Source organism: Yoonia sp. (assembly GCF_017854565.1).
Classification (GTDB): domain Bacteria; phylum Pseudomonadota; class Alphaproteobacteria; order Rhodobacterales; family Rhodobacteraceae; genus Yoonia.
In genome coordinates this window covers 1-15,546 of the sequence record NZ_JAFMHJ010000055.1, presented here as the reverse complement: position 1 = coordinate 15,546, position 15,546 = coordinate 1, and the positions used below count along the sequence as shown (strand labels likewise).

Annotated in this window: 13 protein-coding genes and 2 pseudogenes; 9 read left to right on the top strand and 6 right to left on the bottom strand. The window is 56.8% G+C overall.

What is annotated here, in order from left to right; translation table 11 throughout:
• Nucleotides 1–467, top strand: a pseudogene (locus QZ196_RS15540) (hypothetical protein); the annotation flags it as partial.
• A gap of 190 nt (nucleotides 468–657) precedes the next feature.
• Complete coding sequence (locus tag QZ196_RS15535; protein WP_296428056.1) at nucleotides 658–1,230, top strand: antibiotic biosynthesis monooxygenase; 573 nt, start codon at nucleotides 658–660, stop codon at nucleotides 1,228–1,230.
• 329 nt (nucleotides 1,231–1,559) lie between these two features.
• Here QZ196_RS15535 and QZ196_RS15530 read toward each other — a convergent pair whose 3' ends face one another.
• The 4 genes from QZ196_RS15530 to QZ196_RS15515 form a co-directional block, all read right to left on the bottom strand.
• The gene (locus QZ196_RS15530; protein ID WP_296428053.1) at nucleotides 1,560–2,900 is read right to left on the bottom strand and encodes an HlyD family type I secretion periplasmic adaptor subunit; all 1,341 of its coding nucleotides are present in this window, start codon (nucleotides 2,898–2,900) and stop codon (nucleotides 1,560–1,562) included.
• Nucleotides 2,897–4,744: a type I secretion system permease/ATPase gene (locus QZ196_RS15525; protein ID WP_296428060.1), complete on the bottom strand. Its 1,848-nt coding sequence runs from the start codon at nucleotides 4,742–4,744 to the stop codon at nucleotides 2,897–2,899. Before QZ196_RS15525 ends, QZ196_RS15530 begins: the two co-directional genes overlap by 4 nt.
• Nucleotides 4,745–4,859: 115 nt before the next feature.
• A complete protein-coding gene (locus QZ196_RS15520) occupies nucleotides 4,860–6,851 on the bottom strand; it encodes a hypothetical protein (RefSeq protein ID WP_296428051.1) in 1,992 nt (663 codons plus the stop codon).
• A gap of 112 nt (nucleotides 6,852–6,963) precedes the next feature.
• Nucleotides 6,964–7,896: a hypothetical protein gene (locus QZ196_RS15515; RefSeq protein WP_296428050.1), complete on the bottom strand. Its 933-nt coding sequence runs from the start codon at nucleotides 7,894–7,896 to the stop codon at nucleotides 6,964–6,966.
• Between the two features lie 684 nt (nucleotides 7,897–8,580).
• Between QZ196_RS15515 and QZ196_RS15510 the strand changes: the two genes are divergently transcribed.
• Together QZ196_RS15510 and QZ196_RS15505 are read left to right on the top strand one after the other, a co-directional pair.
• Complete coding sequence (locus QZ196_RS15510) at nucleotides 8,581–9,357, top strand: response regulator transcription factor (protein WP_296428047.1); 777 nt, start codon at nucleotides 8,581–8,583, stop codon at nucleotides 9,355–9,357.
• Nucleotides 9,354–9,851: a hypothetical protein gene (locus QZ196_RS15505; RefSeq protein WP_296428045.1), complete on the top strand. Its 498-nt coding sequence runs from the start codon at nucleotides 9,354–9,356 to the stop codon at nucleotides 9,849–9,851. Before QZ196_RS15510 ends, QZ196_RS15505 begins: the two co-directional genes overlap by 4 nt.
• A gap of 49 nt (nucleotides 9,852–9,900) precedes the next feature.
• Here QZ196_RS15505 and QZ196_RS15500 read toward each other — a convergent pair whose 3' ends face one another.
• Together QZ196_RS15500 and QZ196_RS15495 are read right to left on the bottom strand one after the other, a co-directional pair.
• Nucleotides 9,901–10,410: a sigma-70 family RNA polymerase sigma factor gene (locus QZ196_RS15500; protein ID WP_296428058.1), complete on the bottom strand. Its 510-nt coding sequence runs from the start codon at nucleotides 10,408–10,410 to the stop codon at nucleotides 9,901–9,903.
• 2 nt (nucleotides 10,411–10,412) lie between these two features.
• Nucleotides 10,413–10,565 (bottom strand): NepR family anti-sigma factor, encoded by a 153-nt coding sequence (locus QZ196_RS15495; protein ID WP_296428043.1) that lies wholly within the window; start codon nucleotides 10,563–10,565, stop codon nucleotides 10,413–10,415.
• A gap of 173 nt (nucleotides 10,566–10,738) precedes the next feature.
• Here QZ196_RS15495 and QZ196_RS15490 point away from each other — a divergent pair, with 173 nt between their 5' ends.
• The 5 genes and pseudogenes from QZ196_RS15490 (at nucleotide 10,739) to QZ196_RS15470 (ending at nucleotide 15,477) form a co-directional block, all read left to right on the top strand.
• Nucleotides 10,739–10,861, top strand: a complete 123-nt coding sequence (locus tag QZ196_RS15490) for a hypothetical protein (RefSeq protein WP_296428041.1) — start codon at nucleotides 10,739–10,741, stop codon at nucleotides 10,859–10,861.
• A 62-nt stretch (nucleotides 10,862–10,923) separates the two neighbouring features.
• Nucleotides 10,924–12,215: pseudogene (locus QZ196_RS15485) on the top strand (IS256 family transposase).
• Nucleotides 12,216–12,412: 197 nt separating this feature from the next.
• The gene (locus tag QZ196_RS15480; protein WP_296428038.1) at nucleotides 12,413–13,720 is read left to right on the top strand and encodes a sugar ABC transporter substrate-binding protein; all 1,308 of its coding nucleotides are present in this window, start codon (nucleotides 12,413–12,415) and stop codon (nucleotides 13,718–13,720) included.
• Nucleotides 13,721–13,781: 61 nt separating this feature from the next.
• The gene (locus tag QZ196_RS15475) at nucleotides 13,782–14,642 is read left to right on the top strand and encodes a sugar ABC transporter permease (RefSeq protein WP_296428036.1); all 861 of its coding nucleotides are present in this window, start codon (nucleotides 13,782–13,784) and stop codon (nucleotides 14,640–14,642) included.
• 4 nt (nucleotides 14,643–14,646) lie between these two features.
• Nucleotides 14,647–15,477 carry a carbohydrate ABC transporter permease gene (locus tag QZ196_RS15470; protein WP_296428033.1) on the top strand — a complete coding sequence of 277 codons (831 nt, stop codon included), beginning with the start codon at nucleotides 14,647–14,649 and terminating at the stop codon, nucleotides 15,475–15,477.
• Nucleotides 15,478–15,546: the final 69 nt, after the last annotated feature.

Sequence of the window (15,546 nt, the reverse complement as noted above, 5' to 3'; positions counted from 1 at the left end):
ACGCAAGAGCGCGGCGGCAAATCATGATGGCCACCGCGATTGCTTTGCCCCCCGGCAGCGGTCTGACCTCTGCCGTTTGCTCCGCGCTGTCCTTGTCCCGTGCAAGCGTTCTTCGACACCGCGCGGCGCTGACGGCCCCGCCACCTCTGCGCAAGGCAAGACCACCTTCTTCGCGGGCCTTGCCTGAAAGGGAACGGGACCAGGTGCTGCACCATCTGCGCGAACCCCGTTTTGCGGATCAAACACCCACCGAAGTCTTTGCCTCCTTGCTGGATGAGGGAACCTACCTGTGTTCGATCCGCACGATGTATCGCATATTGGCCGCTCAGGGCGAAGTGGCCGAGCGCCGCCGACACAGCCACGGCGCCACGGCGCCGCGCAATACCGGCACATGCGGGATCGTGAGCAACAGGTCCGCCAAGGCGGTAGGATGGTTTCAGCGGGTGTGGACGCTGAGGATGGTTTGATCTTGGCATTGCGCCAGACCCCGGGTCTGGTGGGGCTCTTCGGGCCTGCACTTGCCCGTTGAGAAACGCCGTTCCGGAGTATATCCTGAGTGATGACTGGCCTCAGGGGCACCCGCGCTTTAGCTGCCCGTTCCGCGCAGCATTCTTGGGTCGCCTGCATATTTTGGATTTTGAAAAAGGGGAACGCGACATGCATGCGCTGTTTTTCGAGGTGCGCCCCCATCCGGGTCATCTGGAACATTATTTTGAACATGTGGCCCTGCTGCGTCCGGTCCTCGCACGCCACACCGGCCTTGCATTTCTTGATCGCTATGCCGCGCTCGACGACGACGGTTTGTTGCTGTCGCACCAACTTTGGGAAAGCGAGGAGGACATTATCGCCTGGCGCGCTGATGCGACACATCGCAAATCACAATCGGCTGGGCGCCGCGTACATTTTGCCGACTACCGGATCCGCGTGGGCGAACGCATTCTGCATTGGCAACACAACGCGCCCCGTTCAATTGATCCGGCCTTACCTGCATCTGACACGGCCCATGTTGTGGCGCTTTATGGTACGCAACCACCCGCCATCCCTGCGTTTGCCGGTTTCAAGAGTATGAACCATGACAAACAATTTGTTGCTTTGGCGAGCGTGAGGGGATCGGTTGCAGCCCTGAAACTGCTCAAGGCGCAGATCAGCACACCGGGGCTGGAGCAGGCTGCAATTTACAAGATACGTCGTGACTATGGCCAATTTGATCGCGCACAAGCACCGTTATAACCCGATCAATCATGCCGCTGACAGTCTGAATGCAGTGACGGCTACATCACATCACCGCCTCTCTACCCATTTGGCAACGACCGGCTCCGTCAGGCCGCGCTTGAAAGGCCTGGAGGGGGGTTTTGCGCGCAGGGAGGTGGGGCAGGGCGGTACGACATATCGTTGATGACGCTGGTCATAGACCTGCTGTATGTGCCGCCGGGGGACGAAGGCCAATTCGTGGTCTTGTCCTTTGTTGGCGGTCAGTTGCTCATGCCCTCCAGCTATCACGCTGGTTTCGCGAGATGAATCCCCTTACCCGATTTGCGCGACAAAGCCGTGACAGGCCGTCACTGCTCGCGAAAGGCGCGGGACATGCTATCGACGATCGGTTTGGCAAGATATTGCACAAAAGTCCGCTCTGCCGTTTGTATCATGACTTCAGCGGGCATGCCGGGTGTGGGCGAAAAGCCGGGTACGCGCAACAGCTCGTCCGATGCGATGGAAATGCGTGCAACATAGACTTCTTGCGCCGTGCTATCGCCAGCGTTCGATACCGTATCGGCGGAAACGTAGTAGACCGTACCGGCTAAAACCGGCGTTGTCCTTTGATTTAAGGCTGAGAGCCGGATTGTGGCAGGGTACCCAATTTGGACGCTGTCGATATCGGTGCGCGGAATTTGCGTTTCAATGATCAAAGGCTCGTCTGCAGGCAGGATTTCGGCGATAGCCTTGCCGCTTTCGACGACGCCACCGGCTGTGTGATAATAGAGCCTGACGATTGTGCCCGACACGGGGGCCGTGATTTCGACCCGGTTCAGGATGGCCTGAGCGGTGCGTACTTGTTCGCGGATGCCGTCCAGTTCAGCGTCAACTTTCTGCAACTCGTCCAGAGCCGCATCCCGGCGTTCACCCAACGTTTGTTCAATCTGCGCGGCATAGCGCCCCCGAACTTCTTCGATTTCGTCGATCTCTGCGGCAAGGCGTCCGATCTGACCGTCGGCTTCGGCCATGGCGCGGCGGATCACGTTTACGTCGGTACGCCGGATCAGGCCCTTGTCGAGGAGGGTGGTCTTGTCTGCCAATTCCTCGGCCATCAAAGACATTTGTAGCTGGGTTGCAGATAGTTGACTGGCATAGCCGCTGGAGCGGATAGTCAGCGCATCAATGCTGCGGTTCAGCAACGCCACATCATTTTGCAGACCCTGCATGGATACCTGAAAAGCCAGGGTTTGGCTGTCCATCATCATCGCAACTTCCAGGTCGGCGCGCAGGGCGGCCAGATGTGGGGGATAGACCAACGCGTCCAACTGTTCGTATTCCGCCTGAAAGCGGGTGCGCGCGACCTCGAGCCTGATCTGGCGCAGGAACAGTTCCCGCTCGTGTCCCAGCGCCGCAGTTTCGTCCAGCCGGACAAGCACTTGCCCTGCGGCGACGGCGTCGCCCTCGCTGACATAGATCTCCTGGATGATGCCACCCTCAAGGTGTTGGACGATCTTGTTGCGGCCTGTGGCGATAAAGCTGCCCTGTGAAATGACGGCGGCGGCCAAAGGGGCCGTTGTGGCCCATACGCCAAAGCCCCCGAAGGCGGCGATGATCAGGGCGATCCCGAACATAACATGGCGTCTGACAGAGCGGGGCACTTCGTCATACCAATTCGCAGGAACCACAGCAGTAGAGTGGACGGTCATTTTGTAATCTCCTGATTATTCGTGCTGCGTTCGGCAAGTTTTTGCAGAACCTGATCACGCACACCAAACAGGGCGACATTCCCGTCAGCGATCATCATGATTTTATCCACGACCTTGAGCAGTGACGGTTTCTGCGTGATGACCACGACGGTGATCTTGCTTTGCTTGGCGTGCTCGATCGCGCGGGCCAGTGCGCGGTCACCGGCGGCATCAAGGTTCGCATTCGGCTCGTCCAATACCAGAAGGCGGGTATCGCCAAAGAACGCGCGCGCCAGTGCGACCCGCTGTTTTTGTCCACCAGACAAGGGCGACCCATCTGCGGCTACAACGGTTTCATACCCGTGGGGCAGGGCGGCGATCATTTCGTGGACATCGGCCAGCACAGCAGCGCGGTGAATGTCGGCATCGGTGGCGTCGTCGCGCATACGGCCAATGTTGTCTTTGATAGACCCGGGGAACAACTGTACGTCCTGTGGGACGTAACCGATACACTCGCCCAGTTGGCGCGGGTCCCAGTTGCGCAGATCCATCAGGTCAAGTCGCACACTGCCCGACGTCGGCAGGATCGACCCAACCAACATTTTGCCCAGCGTCGTCTTGCCAGCGCCAGAGTTGCCGATCACGCCCAACGTCTCGCCCGGGTTCAGGTGAAAGCTTAGCCCGTTCAGGACGACCTGCTTGGTGCCGCCGGGTACGTAGAGCAGCCGTTCGACGTCCAGCCGGCCCTCGGGGTGGGGTAGCACCAGCCGTTCGAACCGGCTGCGCGAACGGCGCATAAGATCGGCAATTCGGCCATAGGCGGCGCGCGAAAGTAGAAACGAATTCCAGCCTTCGATTGACCCCTCAATGGGGGCAAGTGCGCGGCCCGCGATGATTGACGCAGCGATGACCATACCGCCTGTGATCTCGCCTTGGATGGCAAGGTTGGCCCCCCATCCCAGCATCCCGATCTGGGTCAGCAGGCGCGCCGCCCGCGACATCGAAGCGAAAATGATGTTGCGATCCTGCGCATGAACCTGTGCGGTCAGCGATGTCGCCGTGTCTTTACCCCAGATGCGTACGGCCTCTGGAACCATGGCCAATGCGTTGATGATCTGGCTATTGCGCGCCATGGAATCCAGATGCATGTTCGCGCGGCTTTGGGCTGAATTTGCTTCGGCGAAGGGGCGGGCGGTCATCTTTTGGTTGATCACGGCGATCACCAAAAGCACCAGCGACGTGATGATGACGATACTGCCCAGATGGGGGTGAACCATAAAGATGACGATCACGAAAAGCGGTGCGAACGGAACGTCGAGAAACGAAATCAGCGTGCCGGACACCAAGAAACCGCGCATCTGCTGCAAGTCGGCCAGTGTTTGATATTCGCGACCATTGCCGTGCAGCGACGCATGCGCCGCTGCGCTTAGGATTGGGGCGCCAAGCCTTGCCGCGACTTCTACGGCGCTTCGCATCAAGATAAAGCGACGCAACGCATCCAGAATGGTCTGCACCAATACCGCGCCGACGATCACAACGGTCAGCATGATCAGCGTATCAACCGACCGGCTGGTCAGCACGCGGTCCGAAATCTGGAAAAGATAGATCGGGATCGCCAGGATCAGGACGTTGGTGCCCAGCGTCAGCAGCATCACAAAGGCGATGTTACGCCGCACGGCGCGCACGCCCATGTTCAGCGCATCCGCAAAGCCATCAGGACCGATACGTTTGTGAAACGGGGTTGTCGGGCCACCGTTCTTGCCGCCACCGCTGCCAGTCGCTGCGGGCGGCGCGGCATTATTGGCGGGCTGGTCGATGATATCCCCGCTTTGAGGGCCGTCAGTGGCGGTCTTGTCAATCCGCATATGTGGCTGCAGGGTGAACGGGCTCTTGGCCTCATCACCATCGGCGTCCGCGTTGCGCTGACTGGTAAAAACATGATCTTTCAAAGTCGTGCCTCCGGCAAATCTATTGGGGGGGTCACGCCAAGACGGTTTGCATCACATCAGGTGATGCGCCTGCGTCATCGGTCGGCGCAATAAAGGTTGTGTCCGCAGTACCGCTATCGGTCATCATATCGTCTGCAAGAAAAGCGACGGCTTCATTGGCTAGCGGCACGGTGGCCACGCCAATCGGATCGGCATCGGGATCAATAAAGGACGCCTGATAGAGCAGCAGGTCATCGTATACCTCGCCGCCGACCAGAACGGTTGAATCCATGCCGTATTCCATAATCGTGGCAAGGTTCACGACCGCGTTTGATCCTGTGGTGATGGTCAGTGGGCCGTCCGGTTCGTCTGGGCGGTCCTCCAGCGCGGCTAATTCGACGCCGATCTGATCTGCATCGCCAAGGATATTGGTTTGCTCGATTGATGTGACATTGATCAGGTCACCTGCAATGTAGAGCACGCTAAGGTATTCATGCCCGGCGAACAGTGCGTCTTGGGCGACCGCCGCGTCTAGCGTCGTGCCGCCATTGGCAAGGGCATTGCCCGCATTGGCAAAGGCGTCGGTCATCGCAGTATAGGTATCGACGCCCGTGAAGTCGATATTGGCGTTGTTGAAAATCAGGTTGTCGCCAATCGAAACGGTTGCAGGCCAATCGCCATCATAGGTGACGTGATCGTCGTCCAGCAATACGTTGGTCTGCGTGATCAAGGCCATGTTGATCATCTGACCGCCCACGATAATCAGGTCGTAGCCCTGACAGAACTCAAGCAGGCTGACTTGATTGAGGGCGGTGTTCCCACCAAAGTCGAGATAGCTGTCTTCGCCCGAAAACGTAATCTGGGCGCAGTCGTTGTCGGTGACGAAATTATACTGGTGGAGCCAATTCACGGTGATCAGATCGGCCTCGATGCGGGTAACACCCCAGATTTCAGGCAGGACGTCGGTGGGCTCTGCCATTGCCGCGTCGTTCACGCTGGAGCGTAATGCGACGGTTGCGGCGTTGATGGCCTGCGTTGGCGAAACCGGCGCATTATGGCCGCTGTCAACGTCGCGCTGGACGTTCACCTGTGAAATTGCCGCAAGCGATACGACGTCGCCCATAACCGCAATAACTGCTGCATCGACCGGCTGCGAGACAATCGCAACTTCGTTCGCAATCAGGTTGCCCCCCGCATTCACGAAATGGCCATCCTCTACGTCAAAAAGTGCCGCAGCGGTGTGAGCCGAGCCATCAATGTCCGTGAATGGCGGGGGCGCGTCGTCCGGGTCGGACTGGGTATCGTCGTCTTGGAAATACTGTGGAAGCAATGCGATGAAATCGGGGGCCGCATCGGCGGCCACGCCATTGATCGTCGTACCCAGCACCGCATTGCCCGACAGCGTTGTAGCGGTCGCATCCTGCGGGGCGGTTTCACCACGGCCCGCATAATCGGCAGCTATCGTCGCGAAATAGGCCGGTGCATCAAGCAGCGCGGTAAGGGGATTGCCCATTGCCGCCGGGGTCAGCGTGTCAGCCACCGAGACAAGTTCCCCGAGTTTTGCATCAAATGCAGCAAGGTCAACGAAGTCCGCATTGCCACCCGACAACATAATATCATTGTCGGACATGATATTGATCTGGTGGCTTACGACCGCAATCGCAGACGGTGGGGGCGGTACCAAACTAAAGGCTGAATCCGCGTGCGGCGCATGTATGCGCAGCAGTCCGGCATGCACGGGGTCAGGTGCTGCCAGGCGGAAAACAACGGTGGGCAAGTTACTGATGGCTGACATGCCCGCATCTTGCAACCAACCCGGCGCAAGGGCGGAAAACATAAAGGGAGTGAGACCGGGATCATGTCCCACAGCCTCATAAGCGGCACGCAATAAGAGAGTGGCGGTGTCGTGGCCTTCAAACGGGATGTCGCCGTCGGCGGTGTGACGAAACCCGTCGGTTTGTTCGCGCAGCCGACCTTCGCCGTCGGTGATTGCGAAGGTGCCGATGAAATGTGAAATGATCTCTGAAATTTTGTCGATTGGCATCTGAATCACCAATGTGTTCAACGATGTTTCGGGGGGCAGGGGCCCTTGGTTTGGGTCATATGCCTAAGGCGAAGTGTCCCCGCCACGGTCAGCCGTGGCGGGGAGCAATTTCTTATGCTCCGTCAGAGCTGTCGTCGCCGACGTAGGTCGATGTCATGTTGCCACCGACGATGGTCATATCAACGGTGTTGCCCAACACGTTTGCACCCATCACGATGCTCTGGTTGAACGCCGTTGTGTCGATTGCGGACGCTGCCGAAGACATGGACTGCCCAGAGACATAGCCGTCGTCGCCGTTGGAACTGCCCCAGTTGCCTGAGTCCAGACCGTTATCGTCATCGTCTCCGTAGCCGCCATGGCCGCCATCAAATCCACTTTGCATGTGTGGGAAGCCACCAAAGCCGCCTTCGCCATCCTCGGACCCGGCGTCGATGCCATCATCGGATGTTGCAGTGCCGCCAGACGACGTGTTGGTCTGTGTCAGACTGCCGCCGACAGTCGCATTGTGCAGCGAGTCATTGTCGACCAAGTTATTGAACTGACCGTTGATCGTGCCGGAATCATTGCCTTCGCCATTCAGGGCATCCGTCAGGATATCCTTCATGTTCAACTCGTTGCCGGGATCGTAGTTCACGTCGCCCTTGGCCATGATAATGTCATTAACGGACATGTGTGACATGTCGATGTCTGCGAAATCATCGTCCGTTGGCGCATAGCCTGACAGGTCGACGTTTGCGCTGACGCTGACGTCTGTATCAACGACGGTGTGAACGTCGGTTGTGTTGTTCGCAGCGTTGGTCGCGCTGTTGCTCGCACTGTTCGCGGCATCGTTTTCGTTGAAGTTCAGGTTGCCGTTGGCATTGCCATTGAGGTTCAGCGAACCATTCAAATTGCCGTTTTCATTGCCATTTTCGTTTTCACTGCTTTGGCTCTGATGCTGGCCCTGACCTTGCAACTGACCTTGCAGCTGCGCTTCGGCCTGACCTTGGTGCTGGTCCTGTTCCTGGTTGTTCCAGGGCATGTAGTAGTGGTTTCTTGTGGACATTTTTTCGACTTTCACTGATGCGCCAGCCGGACCACTGCTCATCTATAAAGTGGCCATTGGACAAGACGCAGGTTTGCATTGAAATCCGGTGCGCCATGAGGCGCGGACCGGGGTGTATCTGGCTTAGACGGTTAGATACGTTTCGCCCCCCTTTCTGATCCGAACCAAGACAGACCGCGTGTTGCGGCGTAAGGATATCGCGACTTCCAGTTCAGGACTGGCGCAGTGACATCTGTTGGAGCTTCGGATCACTTGTTTTTCAGCAACGTCACGAAGCCTGTGACCTGATCATCCTCGCACCATCGCGGGGTGATCGACTAGCTGGCAGAACGGGCAGGGCAGATTCGCGGTGTCGTCGGCGCAAAGGGTCAGGTTTCGCCGGTTTGATAGATCGAAAGGTTTACACCCTTAGGTCGCGCCGCCAAAAAACAGACCGTTGGATGGTGTCCAAACCGTTATGAACCAACGGATTTCCTGTTTTCTTTGTGATTCTCTAGGCTGCTCAATGTGAATGTGTTAACATTGCGGTCGGTTCAGGCTTATTTTGGCCGTATTCTGCACCCTAATCATGGCGCCTTTATTTTGGTGGCGTCGTCAAAAGCCGTTTTTTTGATGTTGAACTCAGGCAAGTCGCCTTTGGGTGATGGCATTGTTTGTGAATATTAAATTGGAAGCGAGGTATCGATGCGAACTGAGAATTTTAGCCCGCGTGACATGGGAAATGATCTGCCTGTTATTCTGTTTGTCGGTGATCACGCCTGCTTTTCCGATATTTACCTGCGACTGGTTCGAGACGAGGTCGCGCATTTTGACGTCGTGTGCGCACGTCATATCGAAGAGGCCGAGCGGGTCGTCGCAGAAGACCCGCAGCGCATTGCATTTATTATCATGGGCAGCGGTTTTGGCGCACGCGCATTGGTCAGCCTGAGCCAAGTCAAAGACCGCGCGCCAAAAGTGCGCGCTGTCTTGGCCTATGAAAACCTGGCCGAGTTGCGCCGGGTTTTGACGTCGGATGACGGGTTCCGCCATCTGGAGGAGCTTAGCTTTTTGCCGATGCGAACGAAGGTCGACGCGACCATCTCAATCCTTCAGCTGTTGATTTCAGGTGAGCAATACGTGTCGGGCGATGTAATGCAAATCTTGCTTGACCAGCAAAGCGGCCGCACGAAAAGTCGCGGGAATGGGTCGTTGGCTGGTAGCACTGAGGCAGGTGCGACGACCGATCCAAATATGTGCAGCGACGATATGCAGGGCCTGACCGCGCGCGAAACGCAGGTGCTGGCGCTGCTTTCCAAAGGTGCGCCGAACAAGATCATCGCAGAGCGGCTTACCTTGTCCCAAAGCACAGTGAAGCTGCACATCCACCATATCATTGCAAAGCTGGGCGTGCGGAACCGGACCGAGGCGGCTGTGACATATCTTGGGGCCAACGCCGTCAGACAGGGAGATACGCTGCGGTGAGTGCGGAACAAACCAACAGCTTTGACGCCTTCTTGCTGTTGGTGGGCAAGCTGAACTATGCGTGGACGAATACCGAAAGCCTTCTGATCCATTTGATCAGCGGTCTGGCCCGTGTCGACATGGAGACGGCGACGGTCATTTTCCTGACGCTGAACACATCGCGTGCGCGGATTGATCTGGTCCAGCGCATGGCCAAGCTGGGCCGGGTCGCAGCAGCCGAGCGCAAGGCGATACTTGGTGTGACTGAGCGGGTGCAAAAGGCCGGGCAACTGCGCAATCGCTATAACCACTGCATCTATGCGTTCGATTCAAATGCCGAGGTATCGCATACGATCCTGATGCGGATCGCAGACCGAAAGGACGCGATCAAGATGGGCCAGACACAGGCCGTCGATGTGGCCGCCGTCGCGGGGATTGATGGTGCGATAGCGGAACTGCGGGATATCAATCACACTATCTGGGGTCTTATTCGCGAATACGCTTACCCAAGTTAATGTTCATCTGCCGGAAATTCCGACCCATCTTCGCCTCGTGCGGTCCGCGTTAGGCGGGATTACCGTCGCCCGTCCGCCCCAACTGATCGGCCAGTCGTTTCCGACCTCGGTTGATCCGGCTTTTGATCGTTCCAACGGCCACGCCGCACGTGATTGCGGCATCTTGGTAAGACATGCCGCTGGCACCGACCAGAACAAGCGCCTCGCGCTGTTCGTCAGGTAGGCTGGCGAATGCTTTTTCAAAATCCAAAACGGCGATGTGCCCGTCGTTCCCGGGCCCGTCAGTGTCCGCACGGGCGATATATGCTTCGGCATGGCTGCGTTCGCGGACCGATTTGCGCAAATCCGAATAATAGGTATTTCGCAGAATCGTGAACAGCCACGCCTGCAAATTCGTTCCGGCTTCATAGCTGTCGAAACTTTTCCAGGCTTTGACGATGGTATCCTGCACCAGATCATCCGCGACACTGGCATTGCGTGCGAGGCTGAGCGCGAAAGCGCGCATCGCAGGTAGCACAGAGAGTATTTCGTCGCGCGGATCAGGCGCGCCGCGCAGCATGTTCACGTGCCGGTCCCGTGACCGTGCCGACGCAATTTCTCAAGCAGCTGCATGAAACGGTCGGGCACTTCTTGTTCTACGATCGTACGGTATACCCGCCTGAGGTTTTCGTCGATGTCACGCTCGACCTGAGAGTTATGTGTTTGCCGCACCATTGACGATACTCACTTTTGTAGAAAACAGCTTAAGCGGTATATTCACTAAACGCCACAAGGCTGTATTAATTTTAGTAAGTCATGTTTAGGTTTTGTAGAATTGTTTTCTCTATGATGTGACGCCGGGACTGTCTCTGGGGGCGTGGCCCATTTTCCACCCTATCTGCGACGCCATGCGCGCGCTTGCTGGCAGTCAGGCGGGGGCGGGGGAAGACGTGCAACCTGTGCTGGATGATCCGTCTGTTGTGCAGGCGGCCATCATCATGGAGATGCTAAAAGTTGGTGATGACCCCTGAGGGGCGGCATATCATGGCGTTGTTCACGCGCCGCAATTCTCATCTGAGAAAGGATATGCCACATGATGACAAATACCATTACCCAACTGCCCGATCCACAGGGATTTCCGCCCGACCCTCTGGCAGAACTTTTACGATCCGGCGTGCAGCGGTTGATTGAGCAAGCCGTCGAGGCCGAGCTCGCTGTTCTGCTGGAGGCCTATGCTCCCGACAAAACGGACGATGGTCGCGCGCGGCTGGTGCGCCATGGTCACCTGCCTGAGCGCGAGGTGATTACCGGGATCGGCGCGGTGCCGGTCAAGGTGCCCCGTGTGAGGGACCGGGGCGACGCCGCCGAGAAAGTTCGGTCCACGTCAACGATTCTGCCGCCCTATCTGCGGAAAGCCAAATCCATCGAAGAGTTGCTGCTCTGGCTTTACCTCAAAGGTATTTCTACCGGCGACTTTCACGAAGCGCTTGCTGCTCTGCTCGGACCCAATGCGGCGGGACTGTCCTTAAGCACGATTTCACGGCTCAAGGCTGATTGGTGGGACGCGTATGATCGCTGGCAGCGGCGCGACCTGAGCGCGCGGCGGTTTGTCTACATCCGGGCGGATGGCGTCTATTTCCGGCCCCGAATGGCGGAAGAAAAACAATGTGTTCTGGTGCTGATCGGGGCTGATGAGTGGGGCCGCAAAGAGATTATCGGCCTCGCCGACGGCTACCGCGAAAGCACCCAAAGCTGGCGAGAGTTGTTGCTTGATCTGCAGCGACGCGGTCTCACCCATGCGCCTGATCTGGCCATTGGCGATGGGGCGCTCGGGTTCTGGAATGCTCTGCGCGAGGTCTTTGGGGCCACGAAAGAGCAGCGCTGCTGGTTCCACAAAACCGGCAATGCGCTGAATGCGATGCCAAAATCGGTTCAGGCCAAAGCGAAGGGCCATCTGCACGACATCCACTGGCCGACAGGGCATTGCGAAGCAATGTCCCGAGAGGCTGGTAAGCTGAAACCCGCATGGACGCCGAGGCCGCTTTCGATTTCTTCGTTACAACCTATGGCGTGAAATACCGCAAGGCCGTCACCAAACTGACCAAAGACTGCGACGTGCTCCTGGCATTCTATGATTTTCCAGCTGAGCACTGGAAACACATCCGAACGACCAACCTCATAGAAAGCACCTTTGCCACCGTCCGACACCGCACGGGCAAAACCAAGGGCTGCCTCAGCCGCAAAACTGGCCTCACCATGGCCTTCAAGCTGATGATGTCACCGCAAACCAAATGGCGCAAACTCGATGGCACCAACCCTATCCCCGAGATAATCGAAGGAATTGCGTTCAAGGACGGGATCAAGCAACTTCAAACCGCCGCCTGATCACGCCGTCACCAACTTTCGGGCATAGCTCTTCCTGACTCAAATGCTTATACTATTATGGCAGTATTTCTCACATTTTTCTCGAAGCATGTCGAAAATATATCAGAACTTGACGAAATCATATAGGCCGCAAAATATTATCGGAGTCAGTGTGTGACACGCGTTGCAAAATCAACAGCGATTTCTGGGAGGAAAACATGAAATCTCTTCTTAATACCGCGCTTGGCGTGACCCTTGGGGTCGTCAGCGCATCCGTCGCGTTCGCCGGTGAGCTGACGATCGCCACGGTGAACAACGGCCACATGATCGAAATGCAAAAACTGACCCCTGCATTTGAGGCCGCAAACCCCGGCATCACCGTGAATTGGGTGACGTTAGATGAAGGCACGCTGCGCAGCCGCGTGACAACCGACATCACAACCAAGGGCGGTCAGTTCGATATCATGACCATCGGCATGTACGAAGCACCCATCTGGGGCGAGCGCGGCTGGCTTGAAGCGCTGGAGTTCAGCGATGCCTATGACGTGGAAGACATTCTGCCCGCCATGCGTAACGGTCTAAGCTATGATGGCAACCTATATGCCGCACCGTTCTATGGCGAAAGCTCGATGATCATGTACCGCAAGGACCTGCTGGACGCTGCTGGCATGACCATGCCTGACAACCCAAGCTGGGGCCACATTCAAGATGCTGCCGCTGCCATGACAGACAAGGAAAACGGCGTTTACGGCATTTGTCTGCGCGGCAAGCCGGGCTGGGGCGACAACATGGCGTTCTTGTCCACGATGGCAAACAGCTTTGGCGCGCAATGGTTCAACATGGACTGGACACCTGCACTTGACAGCCCGGCCTGGAACCACGCTGTAAGCTTTTACGTCGACCTGCTGACCAACTACGGCCCTCCGGGCTCATCCGGGAACTCGTTCAACGAGATTCTCGCGCTGATCAACGAAGGCAAATGCGGGATGTGGATTGACGCGACGATCGCGGCATCCTTTGTGTCAAACCCCGAGCAGTCGCAGGTTGCGGACGTGATTGCATTCGCGCAGTCGCCACAGGCGGTCACCACACGCGGTGCAAACTGGTTGTGGGCATGGTCGCTGGCGATCCCCGCAGGGACGAACAATGCGGATGAAGCCAAAACATTCATCGAATGGGCAACCTCGAAGGAGTATATCGAGTTGGTCGCTGCGACGAATGGCTGGGGTGCGGTTCCGACAGGCACGCGTCAGTCAACCTACGACAACCCCAACTTCACTGACGCCGCTGTGTTTGCACAAGCAGAGCTGAAGGCGATCCTGTCGGCTGATCCTGAAAACTCGACCCAGAACCCGTCGCCGTACGTCGGCGTGCAGTTCGCAGCGATCCCTGAGTTTCAGGCGATTGGCACGGCTGTAGGTCAGCAGATGACGGCAGCGCTTGCTGGTGACATCACTGTTGAAGAAGCTCTTGCCAATGCGCAAGAAGCGGCTGATCGCGAGATGCGCAAAGCCGGCTACTACTAATCGGCCCCTTGGTAGGGTGGGGTCACCCCCACCCTACATCCCCCAGCTTACGGACAGTCCCATGAACCCGACACTAGTCAGATGGCTACAGGCCCCCAGTATTATCGTCCTTTTCCTTTGGATGATCGTGCCGCTGAGCATGACGGTCTATTTTTCAACCATCCGCTATAACCTTCTATATCCAGAGCGGTCGGGATTCATTGGCCTGTCCAACTATGAATACTTCTGGACGGACCCGTCTTTTCTTCCGGCGCTTCTCAATACGCTGATCTTGGTCGGCTCGGTCCTTGCTATATCGGTCGTTCTGGGACTTGCCGTGTCAATTCTGATTGATCGGCCGTTCAAGGGGCGGGGCCTTGTCCGGGTCATGCTGATTTCGCCCTTCTTCATTATGCCAACCGTCAGTGCGCTGATCTGGAAGAACATGATGATGAACCCGATTTACGGTTTATTTGCAGTCGTTTCACATCTTTTCGGGGCCGAACCGATTGACTGGCTGTCGCAGTTTCCACTGCTGTCGGTCATCATCATTGTCAGCTGGCAGTGGACGCCCTTTGCCATCCTGATCTTTATGACGTCGCTGCAATCGCAGGATCAAGAACAGAAAGAAGCCGCCACTTTGGACGGCGCGGGGTTCTGGGCGCAGTTCTGGAATCTGACCCTTCCGCATCTGGCGCGCCCGATTTCGATTGTTTTGCTTATTCAGATGATTTTTCACCTTTCGATCTTTGCTGAAATCTACGTGACCACCGGTGGCGGGCCGGGCGTGCAGTCCACAAACCTGACCTACCTGATCTTCACCCAAGCACTTCAGGGGTTCGACATTGGTGTCGCCTCGGCCGGAGGTGTATTTGCAATCATTCTTGCCAATATCGTCGCGATCTTTCTGGTCCGCGCCGTTGGCAAAACCCTGACGGTGTAAACAGATGACTGATAAACAAATCGCACAATTCAAGAATAGGGTAGCCGTTGTTGCCGCATGGATCGTCGCCTGCCTGTTCTTTTTTCCGATCTTCTGGATGGTCCTGACCAGCTTCAAGACGGAATTACAGGCCATCGCAGTGCCGCCAAAGCTGTTCTTTGAACCGACGTTGGAAAACTTCACTCTGATCCAAGATCGCACAGACTACACCAAATTTGCATGGAATTCGATTGTGACATCGGTGGGTGGCACCTTGCTCGCGATGCTGATTGCGATACCGTCGGCCTATGCGATGGCCTTTAATCCCGGCCGTTGGACCAAGGATATCCTGATGTGGATGCTGTCCACCAAGATGCTGCCTGCCGTCGGGGTGCTGATGCCAATCTACATCTTGTCGCAAAAGCTGGGTCTGCTGGATACCAAAGGTGTGCTGGTTATTATCTATGCATTGATCAACCTACCGATCATCATGCTGATCCTGTTCAACTATTTCCGTGAAATCCCCAAAGAGATATTGGAAGCAAGCCGCATGGATGGCACGTCAACCTATAACGAAATCACCCAGATCGTGATGCCACTTGCATGGGGTGGCATTGCATCCACAGCGCTTCTGTCCATCGTGCTTTGCTGGAACGAGGCCTTCTGGTCCATCAACCTCACGGCCTCAGATGCGGGTACGTTGCCTGCGCTTGTCGCATCGTTCTCTTCGCCCGAAGGGCTTTTCTGGGCCAAGCTGTCGGCAGTTTCAACATTGGCCTGCGCACCTATCGTCGTCTTCGGGTGGCTGTGTCAAAAGCAGCTCGTTCAAGGCCTCACATTCGGAGCGGTAAAATGAACCCGGCACCAACGGATTTGACAGGTAAAATTGCGGTCGTTACCGGCGCCAACGGCGGTATCGGTGCTG

What these genes read in the sequence shown, in the direction of transcription:
- QZ196_RS15495 (WP_296428043.1), bottom strand. Translation starts at nt 10,565, where the DNA reads ATGGTGCGGCAAACACATAACTCTCAGGTCGAGCGTGACATCGACGAA.
- QZ196_RS15530 (WP_296428053.1), bottom strand. Translation starts at nt 2,900, where the DNA reads ATGACCGTCCACTCTACTGCTGTGGTTCCTGCGAATTGGTATGACGAA.
- QZ196_RS15490 (WP_296428041.1), top strand. Translation starts at nt 10,739, where the DNA reads ATGCGCGCGCTTGCTGGCAGTCAGGCGGGGGCGGGGGAAGACGTGCAA.
- QZ196_RS15525 (WP_296428060.1), bottom strand. Translation starts at nt 4,744, where the DNA reads ATGCGGATTGACAAGACCGCCACTGACGGCCCTCAAAGCGGGGATATC.
- QZ196_RS15515 (WP_296428050.1), bottom strand. Translation starts at nt 7,896, where the DNA reads ATGTCCACAAGAAACCACTACTACATGCCCTGGAACAACCAGGAACAG.
- QZ196_RS15480 (WP_296428038.1), top strand. Translation starts at nt 12,413, where the DNA reads ATGAAATCTCTTCTTAATACCGCGCTTGGCGTGACCCTTGGGGTCGTC.
- QZ196_RS15520 (WP_296428051.1), bottom strand. Translation starts at nt 6,851, where the DNA reads ATGCCAATCGACAAAATTTCAGAGATCATTTCACATTTCATCGGCACC.
- QZ196_RS15470 (WP_296428033.1), top strand. Translation starts at nt 14,647, where the DNA reads ATGACTGATAAACAAATCGCACAATTCAAGAATAGGGTAGCCGTTGTT.
- QZ196_RS15510 (WP_296428047.1), top strand. Translation starts at nt 8,581, where the DNA reads ATGCGAACTGAGAATTTTAGCCCGCGTGACATGGGAAATGATCTGCCT.
- QZ196_RS15475 (WP_296428036.1), top strand. Translation starts at nt 13,782, where the DNA reads ATGAACCCGACACTAGTCAGATGGCTACAGGCCCCCAGTATTATCGTC.
- QZ196_RS15535 (WP_296428056.1), top strand. Translation starts at nt 658, where the DNA reads ATGCATGCGCTGTTTTTCGAGGTGCGCCCCCATCCGGGTCATCTGGAA.
- QZ196_RS15500 (WP_296428058.1), bottom strand. Translation starts at nt 10,410, where the DNA reads ATGCTGCGCGGCGCGCCTGATCCGCGCGACGAAATACTCTCTGTGCTA.